The sequence below is a fragment of the Nonomuraea sp. NPDC049378 genome (assembly GCF_055586745.1).
This window is the reverse complement of the sequence record NZ_JBVJHP010000021.1, coordinates 63,370-82,583: the sequence shown is the minus strand read 5'-3', so window position 1 is coordinate 82,583 and position 19,214 is coordinate 63,370. Positions and strand designations below refer to the sequence as shown.

General features: G+C 71.1%; 15 protein-coding genes and 1 pseudogene. 7 read left to right on the top strand and 9 right to left on the bottom strand.

The window, feature by feature from the left end; translation table 11 throughout:
• Window positions 1-168: 168 nt before the first annotated feature.
• The 4 genes from ACZ6SA_RS37635 (at window position 169) to ACZ6SA_RS37620 (ending at window position 5,431) form a co-directional block, all read left to right on the top strand.
• Window positions 169-1,704, top strand: a complete 1,536-nt coding sequence (locus ACZ6SA_RS37635; protein WP_465833636.1) for a serine/threonine-protein kinase — start codon at window positions 169-171, stop codon at window positions 1,702-1,704.
• Window positions 1,701-2,669: an NAD(P)-dependent oxidoreductase gene (locus ACZ6SA_RS37630; RefSeq protein WP_347650585.1), complete on the top strand. Its 969-nt coding sequence runs from the start codon at window positions 1,701-1,703 to the stop codon at window positions 2,667-2,669. The genes ACZ6SA_RS37635 and ACZ6SA_RS37630 overlap by 4 nt, the downstream gene beginning before the upstream one ends.
• Before the next feature lie 145 nt (window positions 2,670-2,814).
• A complete protein-coding gene (locus tag ACZ6SA_RS37625; protein ID WP_347650611.1) occupies window positions 2,815-4,164 on the top strand; it encodes an FAD-binding oxidoreductase in 1,350 nt (449 codons plus the stop codon).
• 7 nt (window positions 4,165-4,171) lie between these two features.
• Complete coding sequence (locus tag ACZ6SA_RS37620) at window positions 4,172-5,431, top strand: class I SAM-dependent methyltransferase (RefSeq protein WP_465833634.1); 1,260 nt, start codon at window positions 4,172-4,174, stop codon at window positions 5,429-5,431.
• A gap of 47 nt (window positions 5,432-5,478) precedes the next feature.
• On the opposite strand, the gene ACZ6SA_RS37615 is transcribed toward ACZ6SA_RS37620, so the two are convergent.
• The 6 genes from ACZ6SA_RS37615 to ACZ6SA_RS37590 all read right to left on the bottom strand — a co-directional run bounded on the left by ACZ6SA_RS37615 (window position 5,479) and on the right by ACZ6SA_RS37590 (window position 11,535).
• Window positions 5,479-6,105 (bottom strand): DUF6069 family protein, encoded by a 627-nt coding sequence (locus ACZ6SA_RS37615; RefSeq protein WP_465833632.1) that lies wholly within the window; start codon window positions 6,103-6,105, stop codon window positions 5,479-5,481.
• Between the two features lie 147 nt (window positions 6,106-6,252).
• Window positions 6,253-7,548, bottom strand: coding sequence for an extracellular catalytic domain type 1 short-chain-length polyhydroxyalkanoate depolymerase (locus tag ACZ6SA_RS37610; protein WP_465833630.1), 1,296 nt, complete (start codon window positions 7,546-7,548; stop codon window positions 6,253-6,255).
• Window positions 7,549-7,702: 154 nt separating this feature from the next.
• Complete coding sequence (locus ACZ6SA_RS37605; protein ID WP_347650589.1) at window positions 7,703-8,653, bottom strand: phosphotransferase; 951 nt, start codon at window positions 8,651-8,653, stop codon at window positions 7,703-7,705.
• A 10-nt stretch (window positions 8,654-8,663) separates the two neighbouring features.
• Complete coding sequence (locus ACZ6SA_RS37600) at window positions 8,664-9,329, bottom strand: HAD family hydrolase (RefSeq protein WP_443150993.1); 666 nt, start codon at window positions 9,327-9,329, stop codon at window positions 8,664-8,666.
• A gap of 35 nt (window positions 9,330-9,364) precedes the next feature.
• Complete coding sequence (locus ACZ6SA_RS37595) at window positions 9,365-9,913, bottom strand: AAA family ATPase (protein WP_443150994.1); 549 nt, start codon at window positions 9,911-9,913, stop codon at window positions 9,365-9,367.
• Between the two features lie 86 nt (window positions 9,914-9,999).
• On the bottom strand, window positions 10,000-11,535 hold the full coding sequence (locus tag ACZ6SA_RS37590; RefSeq protein WP_465833626.1) for a long-chain-fatty-acid--CoA ligase: 1,536 nt from the start codon (window positions 11,533-11,535) through the stop codon (window positions 10,000-10,002).
• 196 nt (window positions 11,536-11,731) lie between these two features.
• On the opposite strand from ACZ6SA_RS37590, the gene ACZ6SA_RS37585 reads away from it, so the two are divergent.
• Window positions 11,732-13,273, top strand: coding sequence for a GMC family oxidoreductase (locus ACZ6SA_RS37585; protein ID WP_465833624.1), 1,542 nt, complete (start codon window positions 11,732-11,734; stop codon window positions 13,271-13,273).
• Between the two features lie 168 nt (window positions 13,274-13,441).
• Here the strand turns inward: ACZ6SA_RS37585 and ACZ6SA_RS37580 are convergent.
• Together ACZ6SA_RS37580 and ACZ6SA_RS37575 are read right to left on the bottom strand one after the other, a co-directional pair.
• A pseudogene (locus ACZ6SA_RS37580) lies at window positions 13,442-14,182 on the bottom strand (RNA-guided endonuclease InsQ/TnpB family protein); the annotation flags it as partial.
• 24 nt (window positions 14,183-14,206) lie between these two features.
• The gene (locus ACZ6SA_RS37575; RefSeq protein ID WP_465833622.1) at window positions 14,207-14,626 is read right to left on the bottom strand and encodes a helix-turn-helix domain-containing protein; all 420 of its coding nucleotides are present in this window, start codon (window positions 14,624-14,626) and stop codon (window positions 14,207-14,209) included.
• A gap of 180 nt (window positions 14,627-14,806) precedes the next feature.
• On the opposite strand from ACZ6SA_RS37575, the gene ACZ6SA_RS37570 reads away from it, so the two are divergent.
• Complete coding sequence (locus ACZ6SA_RS37570) at window positions 14,807-15,703, top strand: alpha/beta fold hydrolase (protein WP_347650595.1); 897 nt, start codon at window positions 14,807-14,809, stop codon at window positions 15,701-15,703.
• Window positions 15,704-15,790: 87 nt separating this feature from the next.
• Entirely contained in the window at window positions 15,791-17,032 is a 1,242-nt protein-coding gene (locus ACZ6SA_RS37565) for a cytochrome P450 (protein WP_465833620.1), read from the top strand.
• A 16-nt stretch (window positions 17,033-17,048) separates the two neighbouring features.
• Here the strand turns inward: ACZ6SA_RS37565 and ACZ6SA_RS37560 are convergent, their stop codons facing one another.
• A complete protein-coding gene (locus ACZ6SA_RS37560; RefSeq protein WP_465833618.1) occupies window positions 17,049-18,971 on the bottom strand; it encodes a hypothetical protein in 1,923 nt (640 codons plus the stop codon).
• Window positions 18,972-19,214 lie beyond the last annotated feature (243 nt).

The window sequence follows — 19,214 nt, the reverse complement described above, 5'->3', positions numbered from 1 at the left end:
CGCGACCTTCCCGCGAAGTTGGGGGAGGTATGGGAAACTTGCCCACTGTTCGGATGGTCTACAGGCGGCCGCGTACGACGGCCGTCTGCAGAAGGCGTACGCGCCTCCACGGACTCCCGCGTCCAGCGGTCGTCCCGTGGCAGGCGCCCGCCGCTACAGGGGTAGGACATGGTTTCGGAGAGCAACCACCTCATCGCAGGTCGCTACCAGTTGCTGCGCGAACTGGGCCGCGGGGGGATGGGCGTGGTCTGGGAAGGCCGCGACACCTTGCTCAATCGGCAGGTGGCCGTCAAGGAATTGCTGCTGCCCGAGGGCTTCTCGCCCGCCGACCAGGAGCGGCAGCTCCTGCGTACGGCCCGCGAGGCGCGCACCGCGGCCCAGCTCAACCATCCGTCCGTGGTCGCGATCTATGACGTGGCCGAGGACGGTGGCCGGCCGTGGATCGTGATGGAGCTCGTGCGGCACCCGTCGCTCGAGGAGGTCGTGCTCACCACCGGCGCCCTGCCCGTGCGCGAGGCGGCGGGCGTCGGACGGCAGGTGCTGTCGGCGCTGAAGGCCGCGCACGAGGCCGGCATCCTGCACCGCGACGTCAAACCCAGCAACATCCTGCTGGCCGACGACGGCCGCGCCGTGCTCACCGACTTCGGCATCGCCACCGCCGAGGGCGACGCGTCGCTCACCCAGACCGGCATGGTCACCGGGTCGCCGAGCTTCCTCGCTCCTGAGCGGGTCCGCGCCGCCGACGCCGGACCAGCCTCCGACCTGTGGTCGCTGGGGGCCACGCTGTACGCCTGCATGGTGGGGCGCTCGCCGTTCGAGCGCGGCGAGCCCATGGCGACGCTCAACGCGCTGCTCAACGAGGAGCCCGACTACCGCAGGATCCCGCCGGCCCTGCACGAGGTGCTGCGCGGCCTGCTGCAGAAGGAGCCCGAGGACCGGATCGACGCGGAGGAGGCCGACCGGTTGTTCGCGGCCATCATCGCGAACCGGCCCACGCACGACGACCAGCACGTCGAGGAGAGGAAGCCGGGCAGGCGCCGCGGCCGGGCCCTGCTCGCGGTCGGCGCCGCGGCGGTCCTGGTCATCGCGGGCGGCACGGTGGCCTACCTCGAGTTCGCCGCCCCCGCGGAGGGCACGCCGCGCACCACGACGCGTCCGGCCGCGGTGAGCAGCCCGCTCACGCCGGTCGCCACGGCGACGCGGCCGAGCGCCTCGCCGACGCCCACGCCGAGCGCGACCAGGGCCGTCCCGATCGTGCGGGCGTGGAAGTCGCGGGACGGCTGGTCGATCATGCGGCCGACGGGCTGGCGGGGCGCGCTCGCCGAGGCGTACACCGAGTGGACCCGCAGGGACAGGAGCGCGCACCTCGGGGTCGAGGCCGTCTACGCCGAGCTCGACCCGCACCAGATCATCCGCGACTCCGAGGAGACGTTCAAGCAGAACGCCGTCAACGTCGTCGACCGCGGTCTCAGGAGGGTCACCCACCAGGGCGTCAAGGCCGTGGAGTGGGAGTTCTCCTGGACGGCCGGCGAGGCGGGCGACGCGCGCTGGGTGCGGCCGGGCGTCCGCTACCGCGAGGTGCGCAGGGCGGTCGCGATCGGCGACACCGCCTACATCCTGTCCTGGACGGTCACCGAGGGGCAGTGGCGCCGCAACAGGGAGCTGATGCGGCAGGTGATCAGCAGCTTTACCGTAGGCGCATGAAACCCTGGAACCTGCTCGCCCTGCCGCCGCTCCCAGAAGAGGTGACGCGCCGCCTGCTCGCGCCGCTCGGCGACCGGGTGGCCGTGCGCGTTCCCGCGGCCCGCGAGCGCGAAGCGCTCCTGGCGGCGCTCCCGGAGGCGGAGATCGTGCTCGGCGACTGGACGGGCACGCTCGCGCTGGACGCCGAGGCGGTCGGCGCCGCGCCCCGGCTGGCGTTCGTGCAGCAGCCGTCCGTGGGCGTCGACGGCCACGACCTCGACGCCCTGGCCGCGGCCGGGGTGCCCCTGGCCAACACCCCCGGCGTCAGCGCCGTCGCGGTGGCGGAGTGGTGCCTGGCCGCCACGCTGTCGCTGTCGCGCAAGCTGGCCGCCGCCGACGCGGCCGTGCGCGCGGGCGAGTGGCCGCAGCAGGGCCTGCAGCCCCAGGAGATGCGCGGCCGCCGCGTCGGCGTGGTCGGCTACGGACCGATCGGCGCGGAGTGCGTCACGTTGTTCCGCGCGCTCGGCTGCGAGGTGTCCTACTGGACCCGCACGCCGCGCCCCGACCCCGGCTTCGAGGCCCTGGACACGCTCGTGGCCACCGCCGACGTCGTGGTCGTCGTCATCGCGCTGTCGGACGAGACCCGTGGCCTCGTCGACCCGGCACGCATGAAGCGGGGCGCCCTGCTGATCAACGCGGCCAGGGGCGGAGTCGTGGACCAGGGTTCGCTCGCTGAGGCGCTGCGCTCCGGGCACCTGGGCGGAGCGGCACTCGACGTCTTCGACGTGGAGCCCCTGCCACCCGGCGATCCGCTGCGCCACCTGCCGGACGTGCTGCTCTCCCCGCACGTCGCGGGCGTCACTCCCGAGGCCACCGGCCGCCTTCTCACGGCCACCCTGGACAACCTGGCCGCGGCGGTCGAGGGCAGAAAGGTGGACGCTGTGCTGAACGGTGTCGCGCCGCTGATCTCCAGAAAGTTTACGTAATCGCCTACCACGCAGGCGGTTCACCTGGCACGATAAACAGTTTTCGTGTCTTTAACGACCCCGGTCTGGTTCGGGCCGCCCGCGAGAGATAACGTCTTACCGGCGATCTCTACCGGCTCAAGGGGGTGCTTCCGTGACGACGACGATGTCGACACACCAGCGGGCAGTAGAGCAGATCCGGCGGTCCTACGCCGAGATCCCGGGCGGGGCCGCGCCCCGGCTGGCCAAATCGACGTCCAACCTCTTCAGGTTCCGCGACCAGGGCCGCACGGCCAAGCTCTCGGCCCGCGATCTCGACGAGGTCATCAGCGTCGACCCGGAGACCATGACGGCCGAGGTCCAGGGCATGACCACGTACGAACACCTGGTCGACGCCACGCTGCCGCACGGGCTCATGCCCTACGTCGTCCCGCAGCTCAAGACCATCACGCTGGGCGGCGCCGTGACGGGGCTCGGCATCGAGTCCACCAGCTTCCGCGACGGCCTGCCGCACGAGTCGGTCGAGGAACTCGAGATCCTCACCGGTGACGGGCGCGTCGTCGTGGCCCGCGAGGACAACGAACACCGCGAGCTCTTCCGCGCGTTCCCCAACTCGTACGGCACGCTGGGCTACGCGCTGCGCATCCGGATCAAGCTCCGCAAGGTGCGGCCGTACGTGCATCTCACGCACGTCAGGTTCACCGACGCGGGCAAGTGCATGCTGGCCATGCAGGAGATCTGCGACAGCATGGTCCACGACGGCGAGAACGTCGACTTCGTGGACGGCGTCTTCTTCACGCCGGGGGAGATGTACCTGACGCTCGGCCGGTTCGCCGATCGTGCCCCCTACGTGTCCGACTACACCGGGATGCGCATCTACTACCAGTCGATTCGGCAGCGCAGCCGCGACTGGCTGACCGTCCGCGACTACCTGTGGCGCTGGGACACCGACTGGTTCTGGTGCTCGCGGGCCTTCGGCGTGCAGCAGCCGATGATCCGCTCGCTCATGCCGCGCCGCTACATGCGCTCCGACGTCTACCGCAAGCTGGTGGCGCTCGACCGGAAGTACGGCCTGACCGCCCGTGTCGACCGGTGGCGCGACCAGCCCGTGCAGGAGTCGGTGATCCAGGACGTCGAGGTCCCGGTCGAGCGCGGCGCCGAGTTCCTTGACTTCTTCCACGACAAGGTGGGCATGACACCTGTGTGGATGTGCCCGCTCCGCGCCGGCTCCCGCTGGCCGCTCTATCCGCTGGAGCCGGGCAAGCTGTACGTCAACTTCGGATTCTGGGGCATGGTGCCGCTGCCGCGGGGGCAGTTCGACGGCTACTACAACCGGCTCATCGAGCGGTCGGTCCACGAGCTCGACGGGCACAAGTCGCTCTACTCGACCTCCTATTACGCCCCGGAGCAGTTCTGGCAGCTGTACAACGGCGAGGCCTACCGGCCGGTCAAGCGGGAATACGACCCGAACGGTCGCCTGCTGGACCTGTACGAAAAGTGTGTACGGGGAAGGTGAAACACGGATGGCGCTGGCAACCATCTTCGAGAAGATCGTCGGCACGGACGCGAACGTCGCGTTCACGGCCTACGACGGGAGCAAGGCCGGGCCGGACGGGGCAGACCTGGCCATCGAGGTGAAGTCCCCGATCGCGGTGGCCTACCTCGCCCAGGCTCCCGGAGAGCTGGGCCTGGCCCGGGCGTTCGTCTCCGGGCACATCGACGTGCAGGGAGACCTCTACACCCTGCTCGACCGCATGTGGAACATCACCACCAACGATCTCACGACGTCGGAGAAGCTCGCTGCCGTCCGGGCTCTCGGCATGAAGCCGCTGCTCATGCGCGTGCCGCCGCCCCCGCAGGAGATGCGCCAGAGCGCCCTGGCCAGGCTCGGCTCCCGCCACGCCAAGCAGCGCGACGCCGAGGCCATCCACCACCACTACGACGTCTCCAACCGCTTCTACGCGTGGGTGCTGGGCCCGTCCATGGCCTACACGTGCGCCGTCTTCCCCTCCGAGCGCTCCACGCTCGAGGAGGCCCAGTTCGCCAAGTTCGACCTGGTGGCCCGCAAGCTCGGGCTGGAGCCGGGGATGCGCCTGCTCGACGTGGGCTGCGGCTGGGGCGGCATGGTCATCCACGCCGCCCAGCACTACGGCGTCAAGGCCCTGGGCGTGACGCTGAGCAAGCAGCAGGCGGAGTGGGGGCAGAAGGCCATCGCCGACGCCGGCCTCGAGGACCTGGCGGAGATCCGCTTCATGGACTACCGCGACGTCCAGGAGACCGGCTTCGACGCGGTCAGCTCGATCGGCCTGACGGAGCACATCGGCAAGGCCAACCTGCAGGCCTACTTCTCCTTCCTGAACGGGAAGCTGAAGCCCGGCGGGCGCCTGCTCAACCACTGCATCACCCGGCCGACCGGCAAGGAGAAGACCTTCAACAAGGGCGGCTTCATCAACCGCTACGTCTTCCCCGACGGCGAGCTGGAGTCGGTGGGCCTGCTGATCAGGCAGATGGAGGACCTCGGCTTCGAGATCCGCCACGAGGAGAACCTCAGGGAGCACTACGCGAAGACCCTGCGGCACTGGTGCGACAACCTCGACGCCAACTGGGACGACGCGGTCCAGGAGGTCGGCATGGGCACGGCCCGGGTGTGGGCCCTGTACATGGCGGGTTGCATCGTGGGCTTCGAGCGTAACAAGGTGCAGCTCCACCAGGTGCTGGGCGTCAAACTCGACCGGAACGGCCGGTCGGGGGTGCCGCTGCGGCCGGCGGTCGACTGGCCGTGACGGCCCGCGCGGGAGGGCCCGCCGGTCCTCCCGCGTGACGGGCTCCGTCAGTCGTACGGGTCGTGGTCGCGGCGCTCGTAGCCGCGCTGCTCGTAACCTCGCGGGTCGTGGCGGGGCTGCTCGTAGTGCGGCCGGTCGTAGCCGCGGGGCTGGTCGTAGCCGCGCGGATCGTAGCCCCGCTGCTCGTACGGGTGCGGCTCGGGCTCCGGCGCCTCCTCCAGGGCCGTGCGCCCGATCGACGTCAGCAACGAGGCGATGGCGATGCCGATGACGAGGTTGATGGCGGCCGTGGCGATCTGCTCCAGGAGATCGGCGGAGTGCATGAACGGCAGGATCGTGATGATGACGGCGAAGAGCCCGGCGATCCAGCTGAAGAACCTGGCCGGCTCGGGCGTGGAGAGCATGAGGACGAAGAGCAGCAGCGTGGCCACGAGCGCGGCGGCGGCGGCCGAGATCGCGTAGCCCGTGATCGCCGCGCTGCCGTGGACGGGATCGCCGTCGGGGGCGATCACGCGGATGCCGAGCAGGCTCTTGCTGATCATCACGCCGACCACCGCGACCAGCGCGGCCACGACGGCTGCGGCGACCCCTCCTCCCCACACTCGCGCCGGGTTGACCCGTGGTCCGGCCGAGCCAGGGCGGCGATCGTAGCGATCGTGCGAGGGGTATGACATGAGCTCACCTTTGTCGCGGATGCCGATCAAGCACTTCGGAAACCTTACACGCGCCGTCAAGAGCCGCCAGGGGAGCCGGCCCACCCTGATCGCCCCTGCGGGCGGCCGGACGGCTGCCGATGGCGTGCGGGTGGAGCCGCTCTCCCGTCAGGAGGTCGTGCAATCCGCGCCGTTGAGGGTGAAGGAGTCCGGCTCCGCGGTGTCGCCGCCGTGGGTGGCCTGGAAGCCGAACGTCGCCGACGCGCCCGGGGCGATCGTGCCGTTGTAGGGGGCGTTCGTGGCCGTGACCTGGCCGCCGGCCGGCGAGACGGTGGCGTTCCACGCGGAGGTGACCGTCTGGCCCGGGGGAAGCGTGAAGGCGAGGGCCCACGAGCCGACCTGGGACGAGCCCGTGTTGGTGATCGTGACGGCCGCCGTGAAGCCGGTGTTCCAGCTGTTCATGGTGTACGTGACCCGGCAGGCGCCCTCCGGATCCGGTGTGACGGTCGGCGAGGTGGTCGGTGAGGTGGTCGGGCCGCCGTCGCCCGACAGGCCGAAGAAGTCGATGACCGCGGCGGCCATCCCGCTCTGGGGCAGGCTGTGGCCGACGCCCTGGATGCTGATCGCCTCGACGGGCGGGGTGGTCCCGGTGCCTCCGTACCTGGTCCTGGTCCAGTTGGGCTGCGGCCGGTCGGTGAGGCTGGGCGTCTGGCTCAGGCCGTGGACGTCGGTCCACTGCTTGATCTGCTCCTGGAAGTTCGGGTAGCGCAGCGTGCCGTCCTCGGTGCCGTGCCAGATCTGCATGCGCGGCCTGGGGCCGCTGTAGCCGGGATAGGCGGCGCGCACCAGGTCGCCCCACTGCTGCGGCGTCCTGCTGATCTGCCCGTTGGCGCAGGCGCTGTTCCAGCTGGAGCCGTCGGTGGTGGCGAAGCAGCCGAACGGCACCCCCATGAACGCCGCCCCGGCCTTGAACACGTCGGGGTAGTCGCCGAGCAGGACGTTGGTCATCATGCCGCCGGACGACGCCCCGGTGACGTAGGTGCGGTCGGGGTCGGCGCCGTGGCGCTGCTGGACGTACCTGACCATGGAGACGATCCCGACCGGGTCACTGCCTCCGTCGTGCCGCAGCGCCTGCGGCGAGGAGACGTCGAAGCAGGAGCCGCTCCTGGTCGCCGACGGGTAGATGACCACGAACTTGTGCCGGTCGGCCAGCGAGGCGAACTCCGTGCCGGAGTGGAAGGCGGGGCCGGACCCGGTGCAGTAGTGCACGGCCACCAGGACCGCCGGGCGGGCGGGCACGCCGTCGGGGACGTACAGGTGCATGCGCAGGTTGCTGGGGTTGGCGCCGAAGCCGGTCACCTCCGTCAGCTGTGCGGAGGACGCCGGGGCCGCCGTGATCAGGCCGGCGACGACGAGGGCCGCGGCGGCCGTCACGGCGCCTGCTATCCGGGATCTCAGGTTCATCGAGTTCCTCTCCCACGCGGCTGAAACATTGCGAGTGTGAAGAGAAACTTTCAACCTGGCAATCTTCCCGGTACGGACCCGCGCGGCCGACACGTGCTGAGCTGCCGGGAAGGGCCGGCGGAGGGCGGCGCCGGCCTGAAACTTTCGGCTACCGTCAGGACGTCGCGCGCAGCTCCTCGAGAGTGCCGGCCAGCGACGTCCAGGCCTGTTCGGCGTCCGGCGTGCGCCCGTGCGGCGAGCGCAGCCACTCCACGAACTCGGCCACGTCGTCGAGGGCCCATCGCAGCCGGTAGAACGCCAGCGCCCGCGGGTCGGGCGTGCGGCCCGTGGCCTCGGCGTACCGGGCGAGGTCGCCCGGCTCCACGGCCACCAGCCAGAGGTCGCGCTCGGGCGGAGCCAGGCCGACCGTGTCCCAGTCGACCAGGGACCACTGGCCGTCCGCGCACAGCAGGTTGCCCGGATGCGGCTCGCCATGGGTCACCACCGGCTCGCCGAGGACGCCCGCCAACCGGTCGAGCTCCGCGAGCCTCCGGCGCAGCGTGCCCGCATGCTCCGCGATCAGCTCCCCGGCGGGCTCGGAGAACGGGCCGCCGAGCCAGGGACGGTCCGGCTCGCCCAGGCACGACTCCAGGACGGCCCGGCCGGCCAGCTCCGGCGGTCGCGGCGGAGCCGACAGCGGAGGCGGTGTCGCGTGCAACCCGGCCAGCAGGTCGATGACGGCGCCGCGATCGGAGGGCGACAGCTCGTCGCCGAAATGCCCGGCGGTGCCCGCGGCGTACGGGAAGACGCTCATGGCGTAGCGGTGCCGGTCGAGCCGGCGCAGCGTCGTGCCGTCCGAGGCGCGCATCGGGGCCACCACGAAACCAAGCCCCGCCTCCTCCCGCAGGGCCGCCGCGGTGTCCATGGCCAGCCCCAGCCCGTCGAACGTCCGGCGCCGCACGTCGGCGACCGTGACGAACCACCGCCGCCCGTCCCCGTCGCCCGCGACCCAGTGATAGTCGCCGAACCCGACGGGCGCGTAGTCGAGCGTGGTGGCCCGCACGTCCCACGCGCGCAGCGCGGGACGCAGCAGCCCTTCGTCGAAGTCCTCCGGCCGATCTCGCACGCGACCCACGCTATCGGTACGAACCAGGCGATTTCCCGTCAACAAGCCAGTCGATGGCGGCGACGACGTCCGTGACGACATGGTCGGCTCCGCCCCCGGACGGCTCCGCCACCGTGCCCCGGTCGACCCAGATCGTCCGCAGGCCCGCCCCCCGCCCGCCGCCGACGTCGTTCGTGAGATCGTCGCCCACCATCCAGCCGCCGGCCGCCGGAGACGCCCCGCACCGCCGGATGCCGATCTCGAACAGCCGCACGTCGGGCTTGCTCACGCCCTCCGCGCCCGAGATCGCCCACCCGTCCAGCCGGGAGGCCAGCCCCGTGCTTTCGAGCTTGCCCGTCTGGTTGTCGGCCCTCCCGTTCGTCACGACCCCCACCGCCCAGCCGGCCGCGCGCAACCGGTCGAGCCCTGCCAGGACCTCGGCCCGGCACGACACCAGCTGCGGCAACCGTGCCCGGTAGGCCCGCCACAACTCCCCGGCCGGCTCGGGCAGCCGGAAACGCTCGCGTACGAGCTCGAAGAACGTCTCCATCGGCACGGAGCCGTTCGCGTCCAGCTCCACCATCCAGGAGGCCGCGCCCTCGCCCAGCCCTCGCTCGGAGGCGAACTCGGCGGTCCACCGCCGGAACGCGTCCAGCCGGTCGATCAACGTGTTGTCCAGGTCGAAGAGCGCCAGCATCAGGTCTCCTTGTCGTGACGGGAACGCGGGCGGCTTCACGAGAGGGGCGCCGCGCCGGCGACGAACGCGGCCCGCTCCTCGACCGGCGCCCTGGGCAGCGCCACCACGTCGTATCCGTGGTCGGCGTAGGCCCGGACGACGGCCTCATAGGTCCGCTCGGCCTCATCGAGGCTCTGCTTGCGCTCGCTGTCCTGCTCGTAGATCTCCGGCCACGGCGGGGCGGCGAACACGCGCCGGTGGTAGCGGAACGTCTCGGCCGCGGTGATCAGGTGCGGCGGCACCGGACGCCCCAGCATCCGCAGGTAGCCGATGGTGTCGACGAGCCCCCGATCGAACACCACCGGTCCCCGCCCCGCGGCCGTGCGGTGGGAGCGAAGGTCCCACGACACCATCAGCTCCGCGAACAACTCCGGATCCACCCAGGGCAGCGCGCGCCCGGAGATCGCCACCTGGTCCTTGATGATCGCCCGCCCGGCCTCGGGCCGCGTGGCGAACCCCTGGGCGCCCAGGTGCTCGACCAGCGTGCTCTTCCCCGAGCCTGGTCCTCCGGTGATGACGATGTAGCGGTCGTGGTGTTCGGGCATGCGGCAGCGTTCCCCTTCTCTCGGTGGTGACAGGAAGGCCGCCGGTGAGGGCCGGGCGCGGGAGGCACGCGCCCGGCACGTCGCGCCTAGCGCAGCTCCCGCTTGAGGATCTTGCCCGTGGCCGTCATCGGCAGCTCGTCGCGGAACTCGATGATGCGCGGATACTTGTAGGCCGCCATGTTCTCCTTGCACCAGGCGATCAGCTCGTCCTCGGTGATCGTGGCGCCGGGGGTGCGGATGACGTACGCCTTGATCTCCTCGCCGTGGGAGTCGTGGGCGACCCCGACCACGGCGGCGAGCGAGACGGCCTCGTGGGTGATCAGCACCTCTTCGAGCTCGCGCGGGTAGACGTTGAACCCGCCCCTGATGATCATGTCCTTGGAGCGGTCGATGATGGCATAGTAGCCGTCGGCGTCGCGGGTCGCGATGTCGCCCGTCCTGAACCAGCCGTCGCGCATGACCTCCGCGGTCGCCTCGGGGCGCCCGTAGTAGCCCTTCATGATGTTGTGGCCGCGGATGGCGATCTCGCCGGGGCCCTCCCCTTCGACGGTCTTCCAGTCGCCGTCGACCAGCTTCATCTCCACGCCCCAGATCGGCGTGCCCACGGTGCCCGCCTTGGAGGGCCGGCCGGGCTGGTTGAAGCTGGCCACCGGCGAGGTCTCCGACAGCCCGTACCCCTCCAGGATGCCGACCCCGAACGTCTGCTCGAAGTCCTTGAGCACCTCGACCGGCGAGGAGGCGCCGCCCGCCACGGCCACGCGCAGGGAGCGCGGCACCTCCACGCCGTCCGCGTGGATCTTGGAGAGCAGACCCCAGTACATCGTGGGCACCCCGGCGAAGAACGTGACGTTCTCCTTCGTCATGAGCGCGAGCGCCTCGCCGGGGTCGAAGCGCGGCATCAGCACGATCGCCGAGCCGCGCAGGAAACCCGTGTTCATGACGACGGTCTGGCCGAAGGAGTGGAAGAGCGGCAGCACCGCCAGATAGACGTCGCCGCCCTCGCTGTCGGGGAACATCGTGTCGCTGACCATGGCGTTCATCAGCATGTTCTGGTGGCTGAGCTCGGCGCCCTTCGGCTGGCCCGTGGTGCCCGAGGTGTAGAGGATCACCGCGGTGTCGTCGGCGGCGGTCTGCACGGTCGCGAACTCGCTCGCCATCCCGCCGAGCGCGGCCCAGATCGACTCGCCGTGCTCCGACTCGGTCGCCAGCGGCGTGGCGGGGAGGACGAAGAAGTGCTCGCAGCCGGCGGCCGCCTCGAACCCGGCCTTCCCGCGCTCACCCAGCGGCAGCTCGGGCGTGCCCTCGAAGCAGAACAGGGCCTTGGCGTCGCTGTCGTCGAGGTGGTAGGCGATCTCGCGGGACTGCAGCAGCACGTTCAGCGGCACGACCGTGGCGCCGGCCTTCAGGATGCCGAAGTAGACGAACGGGAAGTACGGCAGGTTCGGGCACGCCAGCGCGACTTTGTCGCCCTTGCCGATCCCGCGCGACACCAGCAGGTTGGCCACCTGGTTGGCGACAGTGTCGATCATGGAGTACGGCAGCCGCATGTCGCCGAAGACGATCGCGGTGCCGTCGGGGGTGTTCCTGGCGCTGTCCTCCAGGACGACCGACAGATTGAGCATGACGCCTTCCTCCCTCTCAGCAGGCTTCGGCGCCATCTTCGCAGGGGCAACATACCGGCCGGTAGGGCAAAATCGTGATTTCTCCCGATGCGGCGCCCCGGACGCGGCCCGCCGCAGGTTCCGGGGGTCACCTCGGGATATGGACGTGCCCCCGCGCCTGGAGTAAGCAGTAAGCAAACACTCCCCAAGGAGGGGCATGGAGTACGACTATGTGATCGTCGGGGCGGGGTCGGCGGGCTGCGTGCTGGCCGGCCGCCTCTCGGAGGATCCGGATGTGTCGGTGGCGCTGGTCGAGGCGGGCGGGCGGGACGACAAGCTCGAGATCCGGATGCCCGCGGGCTTCTCCAAGCTGTTCAAGACCGGCGACGACTGGAACTTCACCACCGCCAAGCAGGGCGAGCTGTCCGGCCGCGAGCTCTACTGGCCCAGGGGCAGAGTGATCGGCGGCTCGTCCTCCATGAACGCCCAGATGTGGGTGCGCGGCTGCCAGCACGACTACGACCAGTGGGGCGTGCCCGGCTGGACCTACGACGACGTGCTGCCGTACTTCACCAGGGCCGAGCGCCGCGTCGGCAGCAACGAGGGCGGCGTCTACGGAACCTCGGGCCCTCTGTACGTCTCCGAGCTGCGCAGCCCCAACGTCACCACCGCCGCGTTCCTCCAGGCCTGCGACGAGCTGGGGTTGTCCCGGCTCGGCGAGCTGAACGGGCGCTCCAACGAGGGCTACAGCCCCACCCCCGTCACCCAGCGCAGGGGCCGCAGGTGGAGCGCGGCCGACGCCTACCTGCACCCGGCGACGAAGCGGCCCAACCTCCATGTGATCACCGGGGCCTCCGTCGAGCGGGTGCGGTTCGACGGCCGCCGGGCCGCCGGCGTCGAGCACGGCGGCGGGCGGATCGGGGCCAGGCGCGAGGTCATCCTGTCCGCCGGCACGATCGGCTCACCCCACCTGCTCATGCGCTCCGGCGTGGGCGCGCCGGAGGAGCTCCGCGACGCCGGAGTGCCCGTCGTGCGCGCGCTGCCCGAGGTCGGCGGGAACCTGCAGGACCACCTCTCCACCGGCGTGTTCGTCGAGTGCCGGCAGCCGGTGACGCTGTCCAGGGCCGAGTCGATCGGCAACCTGCTGCGCTATCTCGTCCTGCGCACCGGCATGCTCACCACGAACGTCGGCGAGGCCGTGGCGTTCATCAGGACCTCGGACGAGGAGCCCGCGCCCGACATCGAGCTGGTCTACGCGCCCGTGCCGTTCGTCGACCACGGCCTGTCCAAACCGGCCGGCCACGGGCTCACCGTCGGGGTGGTGCTGCTGCAGCCGGACAGCCGCGGCAGGGTCGGGCTGAGCGGAAGGGACGTGGTGATCGACCCCGCCTACCTGACCGCGGAGGCCGACCTCCGGCGCCTGGTGGCGGGGCTGAAGGCGGCCAAGCAGGTGTTCGCCACCGCCGCCATGAAGCCGTACGCGGGTGGGCCGATGGCGCCGTACTGGGGGCCGGAGAGCGACGAGGAGCTCGCGCAGTGGGTGCGCGAGCGCGCCGAGACCCTCTACCACCCCGTCGGAACCTGCCGCATGGGGGTCGACGACGCCTCCGTCGTGGACCCCGAGCTGCGGGTGCGCGGTGTCGAAGGGCTCAGGGTCGTGGACGCGTCGATCATGCCGACACTGAACCGTGGCCACACCCACGCCCCGGCCGTCATGATCGGGGAGAAGGCGGCCGACCTGATCAGGAACGCGGGATGACGTAGGCGCGCCACCTCGCCCGCAGGATCGTCCTCGACGCCGGTGATCCGGGCACGCAGGCCTGGTGGGAGCGCGACCGCGTTCGCGGCGGGTGCTCCGGCGGCGGGCCGAATAATGCTAGGTTTCGCAGTCGTGACTCCTCCGCCCCCTGAAGGAGGCGGCTTCTCGCTAAGCCGCTTCCGCAGGTTCGCGAAGGGCAAGCCCTGCCCTGAGGATGTTGACCGCCGCGTTGACGTCGGCGTGCGCGGCATGCCCGCACGCCGTGCAGGCGAAGTCGGCCTGGGTGACGCGGTTCTCCTTCGCGCTGTGCCCGCAGCGGGCGCAGGTGCGGGAGGTGGCGGCGGGGTTCACCGCGATCAGCTTGCGACCGGCGCTTTCAGCCTTGTGCGCGAGGATCGTCAGGAACGCCCCCCAGCCCGCGTCCAGGATCGACCGGTTGAGGCCGGACTTGGCCGCGACGTTGCGGCCGGGAGCTTCGGTCGTGCCGGCCGCCGAGCGGGTCATGTTCGCGATCCGCAGGTCCTCGTGCACGATCACGTCATAGGCGGTCACCAGGGCGAGCGCGGCCTTGTGCGCGCCGTCCAGACGTTGCCTGCGCACCCTGGCGTGCAACGCGGCCACGCGGGCCACCGCCTTGCGCCGCCGCTTGGAACCCCGCTCCTTGCGGGCCAGAGCCCGCTGCGCGGCGGCCAGCCGGTCAGCGGACGCGGCCAGGTGACGGGAGTTGGTCAGATGCTGTCCGTCGGAGGTCGTGACCAGCGACGCCACGCCCATGTCGATCCCGGCCACCGCGCCGGTGGCGGGCAGCGGCTCGGCGGGCACGTCGTCGCACGACAGGACCACGAACCAGCGGGAGCCCTCGCGCTTGACGCTGATCGTCTTCACCTGGCCGCGCACGGGCCGGTGCCGGTGGACGCGGACGTGCCCGACCCCCTAGAGGCGCATGTAGGTGGCGGTCGGGTGCTTGGGCTGGGAGTTCCACCGGCAGCCGTCGCCGTCCTTGGGCCACTCGACGGTGTCGAACCGGCCGCGCCCCTTGAACCGGGGGAAGCCCGGGGTGCGACCCGCGCGGACCCGCGTGAAGAACGCGGCGAACGCCTTGTCGAGCCGTCGCAGGGTGGCCTGCTGGGAGGAGAACGACCAACGCGCCTGCCCGTCCGGGTCGTCGGCGCGGATGTGTTTCAGCTCGGCCGACTGCTCGCCGTACCGGACGCTCACGCCCGCCTTGGCGTAGGTGGTGCGGCGGTGCTCCAGAGCGGCGTTGTAGAGCTGGCGGTGGTCCTCCAGGCACGCCGCCAGCGCCGCCGCCTGCCGGGCCGTGGGGCGCAACAGGAATCGGAACGACCTGCGCACACCCCACCCCCCATCACGTTCGGTAACGGCATCACCACGATACTGGCTGGCGCCGACAAAATCAGGAAGGACATCCGTGATGCGCAGATGTGACAGGTCAGGGCACGATCGGGCCTTGACGGCCCTCCCGCTCCCGATTCACCCGTCGACTCAAGGCGACGGTCCCCTCGGGAGGATCTGATGGAGATCAGGAATGTCCACGCCAACGGGGTGGAGTTCGCGTACCTGACGATGGGGGAGGGGCCGCTGGCGCTGTGCCTGCACGGCTTCCCCGACACCGCCCACACCTGGCGCCACCTGATGCCTGCGCTGGCCGAGCGCGGCTACCGCGCGGTCGCGCCGTTCATGCGCGGTTACGCACCCACCGAGGTGCCCGCCGACGGCGCGTACGAGCAGGCCGCGCTGGTCGCCGACGTGCGCGCCCTGCACGAGGAACTCGGCGGCGACGCCGACGCGGTCGTCGTCGGCCACGACTGGGGCGCCTTCCCCGTCTACCTCACCGCCGGCCGCTTCCGCAGGGCCGTGGCACTCGCCGTGCCGCCGCCCGGCGTGCTCGGCTCGAGCTTCCTCGACTACGACCAGCTCAAGCGCTCGTTCTACGTCTTCCTCTTCCAGACCGGCATGGCCGAGGCCGCCGCCTCCAGGCCCGGCTTCTTCGACAACCTCTGGCGCGACTGGTCGCCCGGCTACGACGCGCGCCAGGACCTCGAGTTCGTCCGGCGCAGCATCGGCGCGCCCGCCAACCTCAGCGCGGCCATCGGCTACTACCGCTCGATGCTCGGCACCACGCCGCCCTCCGGCCGCTATCCGGAGGTCGAGTCCAAGGTGACGGGGCCCGTCCTCTACCTGCACGGCGCCCAGGACGGTTGCCTGAGCGCCGAGCTGACGCGCGACGCGCCCGGCCACCTGCCCGAGGGCTCACGGGTGCAGCAGGTGGCCGGCACCGGTCACTTCCTCCATCTCGAACGGCCCGCCGAGGTCAACCGGCTCATCCTCGACTGGCTCGGCCCGGCGTCCTCGGCCGAGCTGACCCAGATCCGCCCGATGGGCTTCAACCCCGGCTCCGGGCCTTTCTGAGCACCTGCCACCCCGGATGCCCGGCAGATACGTACGGTGTACGTCCGGACCATTGACGTAAGTGGCCGCTTTCCGAATGATGGCCACATGAGCGTCCTCGACTTCGATCTGTCGGACCCCGAGTTCTGGGCCAGGCCCATGGACGAGCGAGAGAGGGCGTTCGAGCGGCTGCGCTCGCGCGAGACGCCCGCCTTCTTCGAGGAGATGGAGCTCTCCTTCGCGCCCAAGGGGCCCGGCTACCACGCGCTGGTCAAGCACGCCGACATCCTCGAGGCCAGCCGCAATCCCGAGGTCTTCAGCTCCGGTCAGGGCGGCGCGACGAACATCCCCGACATGCCCGCCGAGTTCACCGAGTATTTCGGCTCGATGATCAACATGGACGACCCCCGGCACGCGAGGCTCCGCAGGATCGTCTCGCGCGCGTTCACGCCAAAGATGATCAAGCAGTTCGAGGCGGACGTCGAGGCGGCGGCGGGCGCCATCGTCGGCGACCTCATCGCCAAGGGGTCCGGCTGCGACTTCGTCACCGAGGTCGCCGCGCGCCTGCCCCTGAAGATCATCTGCGACATGATGGGCATTCCCGAGCACGACTACCGGTTCGTCTTCGACCGCTCCAACATCATCCTCGGCGGCTTCGACCCCGAATACACCGGCGGCGACCTCACCCAGATCGCCGACCGCCTGCTCACCGCCGGCATGGAGCTGCAGCAGCTGGTCCAGGACCTGGCCGCCCACCGCGCCGACCACCCCACCAACGACCTGACGTCATCCCTGGTCAACGCGAACATCGACGGTGAGCGGCTGACGATGCAGGAGCTGGGCTCGTTCTTCATCCTGCTGGTCGTGGCCGGCAACGAGACCACCAGGAACGCCATCTCGTACGGCCTGCGCCTGCTCACCACGAACCCCGGCCAGCGCGCGCTCTGGCTGGACGACATCGACGGGCGCGCGCCGGGAGCCGTGGAGGAGATCGTGCGCCTGGCCTCCCCGGTGAACTTCATGCGCCGCAAGGTCACCCGCGACCACGAGATGAACGGCCACCTCTACCGCGAGGGCGAGAAGGCGGTCCTGTTCTACTGGGCGGCCAACCGGGACGAGGACGTGTTCGCCGACCCGCTGCGCTTCGACATCACCCGCGACCCCAACCCGCACGTCGGCTTCGGCGGCCCGGGCCCGCACTTCTGCCTCGGCGCCCACCTGGCCAGGCGGGAGATCACGGTGATGTTCCGCGAGCTGCTGCGCCGCGTCCCGCACATCGAGGGCGGCAAGCCGGACCGCCTGCACTCCAGCTTCATCAACGGCATCAAGCACATGGAGTGCGCCTTCTAGCCGTCGACGCCCCGGGTCAGGAGGCCAGCCTGATCTGGTTCATGACCGTGCGGACGTCGGGCAGGAGCCGCTTGCTCTCGGCCGGGATCGACATGTAGACGATGGCCGGGACGTTGCCGCCGGTGTTGACGGCCATCGTCACGATCGTGGCCTTCTCGGTCTGCGACGTCAGCGAGTACGCGATCAGCCGTCCCGTGGAGTCGCCCACCTTGATCGCCTGCTGGGCGATCTTGCGGACCTTGTTGTCCTTGGGGAAGTAGCTCCTGCGGGCGGAGAGCACGACCTGCTTGATGGCCGGCTCCAGGTCGTCCGGCTCGTAGTACGAGGCCAGCCGCTGCGACAGCGGTGCCGTCATCAGCTGCGCGTAGCGCTCGGGCGCGACCTGGACGTACTGCCGGGTGTCGAAGCCGTACGTGGCCTTGACCGTGGCGCGCTGGTCCAGCCGCCAGTCACCGCCGAGGCGCGGGACCGAGATGCGGGCCGGCGCGTCCGGGATCCTGCCGATGACGGGGGAGGGCTTGCCGGAGTATTTCGGCAGCGGGCCGATCGACGACGAGGTCTTGGTGGCGCGCGGCTTCTTCGAGGCGGACGGCTGCGCCGCGACGTTGGAGCTCGCCGGGTCCTCGCTCGCGAGCGGTCCCGCGAGGAACGCCCAGATCAGCGCGATCACCAGGGCGACCGCCACCGAGCTGCCGAGGGCGTACATCCAGACGGGTTTGCCCGGTTCCTCCTCCAGGGCGTCCTGTTCGCCCATGGCCTGGTAGTTGTCGCCGAAGACGGTGTTCCAGAGCTCCTGCTGGCGCTCGGGCGGCGGGGTGCGCGACCCGCTGATCTGGCCCGCCGTCACGAAGCGGCGGTCGGGGTCGGAGGGATCACGGTTGAGGTTCGAGCCGGGGCGGGAGGCGTGGTCCTCGCCGGAAGGCGTGTCAGCGTGGGGGGAGTCCATGGGGGTGGAGGGCACCGCGCGATCGTCTCGCAGGTTCTCGGAGTGTCTGGCGTACGTGATCGTCCGCTCGGAGGCGGGGACGGAGGGCGGGGGAGGGTGGGCTGTGGACGGGCCGTCGTGCGGCGGGGTGTTGTTCGGGGCGGACTGGCGGTGCGAGGGCGTGGGCTCCGGCGACTCGGCCGCGTGGCGCTTGCCCCGTGGCGCCGGTTCGTCCGGCCACGCGCCGGGAGCCGGGGCCGGCGGCTGCGCCCACGCGGGCACGGGGTCGGGGACCTGAGGCTGCTCGGGGTGCTGGGGCGCCTTCGTGCCGCCCTGCGGTGGCCGGTCCTGCCGCGAGGAGGGGCCCGGGGCGGCCTGCGGTGGTCCGGCCGTGCTCTGGGGGGACGCCTCCGGCCAGGACATGGGCACCTCGGAGGACGTCTCGGGCCACGAGACCGGCACGTCCTGGTGTGGTGCGTCGGGCCGGGAGGAGGGAGCGGCGGCGTTCTGCGCGGAGCCGGGCGGCCATGCGGAGGGCCCCGCGCGGTCCTGCGGCGGAAGGTCCGGCCAGGAGGGGGCGCCTGCGCTCGGCTGCGGCGATGCCTGGGGCCACGCGGAAGGGCCGGTGCCCAGTGCGGAGGGGTCGGGCTGAGCAGGCCCGGAAGCGCTCTGCGCGGAGCCGGACCGGGAGGAAGGGGCGGCGGTGTTCTGCGGTGGGAGGTCCGGCCAGGAGGAGGCGCCAGGGGCGGTGCTCCGGGGCGGCTCGGGCCAGGACGGGCCGGTCGTGTCCTGCGGGGAGGCCGCGTGGCGTGAGCGGCGGGGCGGCTCGGGCCAGGAGTCGTCCTTGCGCGGCGGCTCCGGCCAGGCGGGGTCGCCGTGGGCGGGCACCGGTGCCTCGGGCCAGGCTGTGGGAACGTCGGCGGCGTGCGAGCCGGACGACCGCGTGCCGGATCCGTCGCGTCGCGGCGCGTCGGGCCAGGACGGCAGGTGTGATCCGGAATCATCCGCTGCCATGGCCGGCCCTCCCGATGTAGTGTCCGGATTCGCCCTTATATCCGGATTTGACGTCCGAGGCATGATCTCATGGGATTTTCCAGGAGATGCAGGCGGTTCCGCAGCGAAACGAGCGAAGCCGTCAGGATCGGTCGGCGGATCCTGGAGCGGCAGGTCGGCTTCCGGACGATCAGGCTCAGCTGGGTACACCACGGCGACAAGGCTATTCTTCTGGGACGAATGAGGTCACAACGGATACATCAC

Coding starts and splice junctions, on each gene's coding strand:
- ACZ6SA_RS37615 (WP_465833632.1), bottom strand. CDS start 6,105: ATGTCATACCCCTCGCACGATCGCTACGATCGCCGCCCTGGCTCGGCC.
- ACZ6SA_RS37620 (WP_465833634.1), top strand. CDS start 4,172: ATGGCGCTGGCAACCATCTTCGAGAAGATCGTCGGCACGGACGCGAAC.
- ACZ6SA_RS37630 (WP_347650585.1), top strand. CDS start 1,701: ATGAAACCCTGGAACCTGCTCGCCCTGCCGCCGCTCCCAGAAGAGGTG.
- ACZ6SA_RS37590 (WP_465833626.1), bottom strand. CDS start 11,535: ATGCTCAATCTGTCGGTCGTCCTGGAGGACAGCGCCAGGAACACCCCC.
- ACZ6SA_RS37595 (WP_443150994.1), bottom strand. CDS start 9,913: ATGCCCGAACACCACGACCGCTACATCGTCATCACCGGAGGACCAGGC.
- ACZ6SA_RS37585 (WP_465833624.1), top strand. CDS start 11,732: ATGGAGTACGACTATGTGATCGTCGGGGCGGGGTCGGCGGGCTGCGTG.
- ACZ6SA_RS37560 (WP_465833618.1), bottom strand. CDS start 18,971: ATGGCAGCGGATGATTCCGGATCACACCTGCCGTCCTGGCCCGACGCG.
- ACZ6SA_RS37570 (WP_347650595.1), top strand. CDS start 14,807: ATGGAGATCAGGAATGTCCACGCCAACGGGGTGGAGTTCGCGTACCTG.
- ACZ6SA_RS37625 (WP_347650611.1), top strand. CDS start 2,815: ATGTCGACACACCAGCGGGCAGTAGAGCAGATCCGGCGGTCCTACGCC.
- ACZ6SA_RS37565 (WP_465833620.1), top strand. CDS start 15,791: ATGAGCGTCCTCGACTTCGATCTGTCGGACCCCGAGTTCTGGGCCAGG.
- ACZ6SA_RS37600 (WP_443150993.1), bottom strand. CDS start 9,329: ATGCTGGCGCTCTTCGACCTGGACAACACGTTGATCGACCGGCTGGAC.
- ACZ6SA_RS37610 (WP_465833630.1), bottom strand. CDS start 7,548: ATGAACCTGAGATCCCGGATAGCAGGCGCCGTGACGGCCGCCGCGGCC.
- ACZ6SA_RS37635 (WP_465833636.1), top strand. CDS start 169: ATGGTTTCGGAGAGCAACCACCTCATCGCAGGTCGCTACCAGTTGCTG.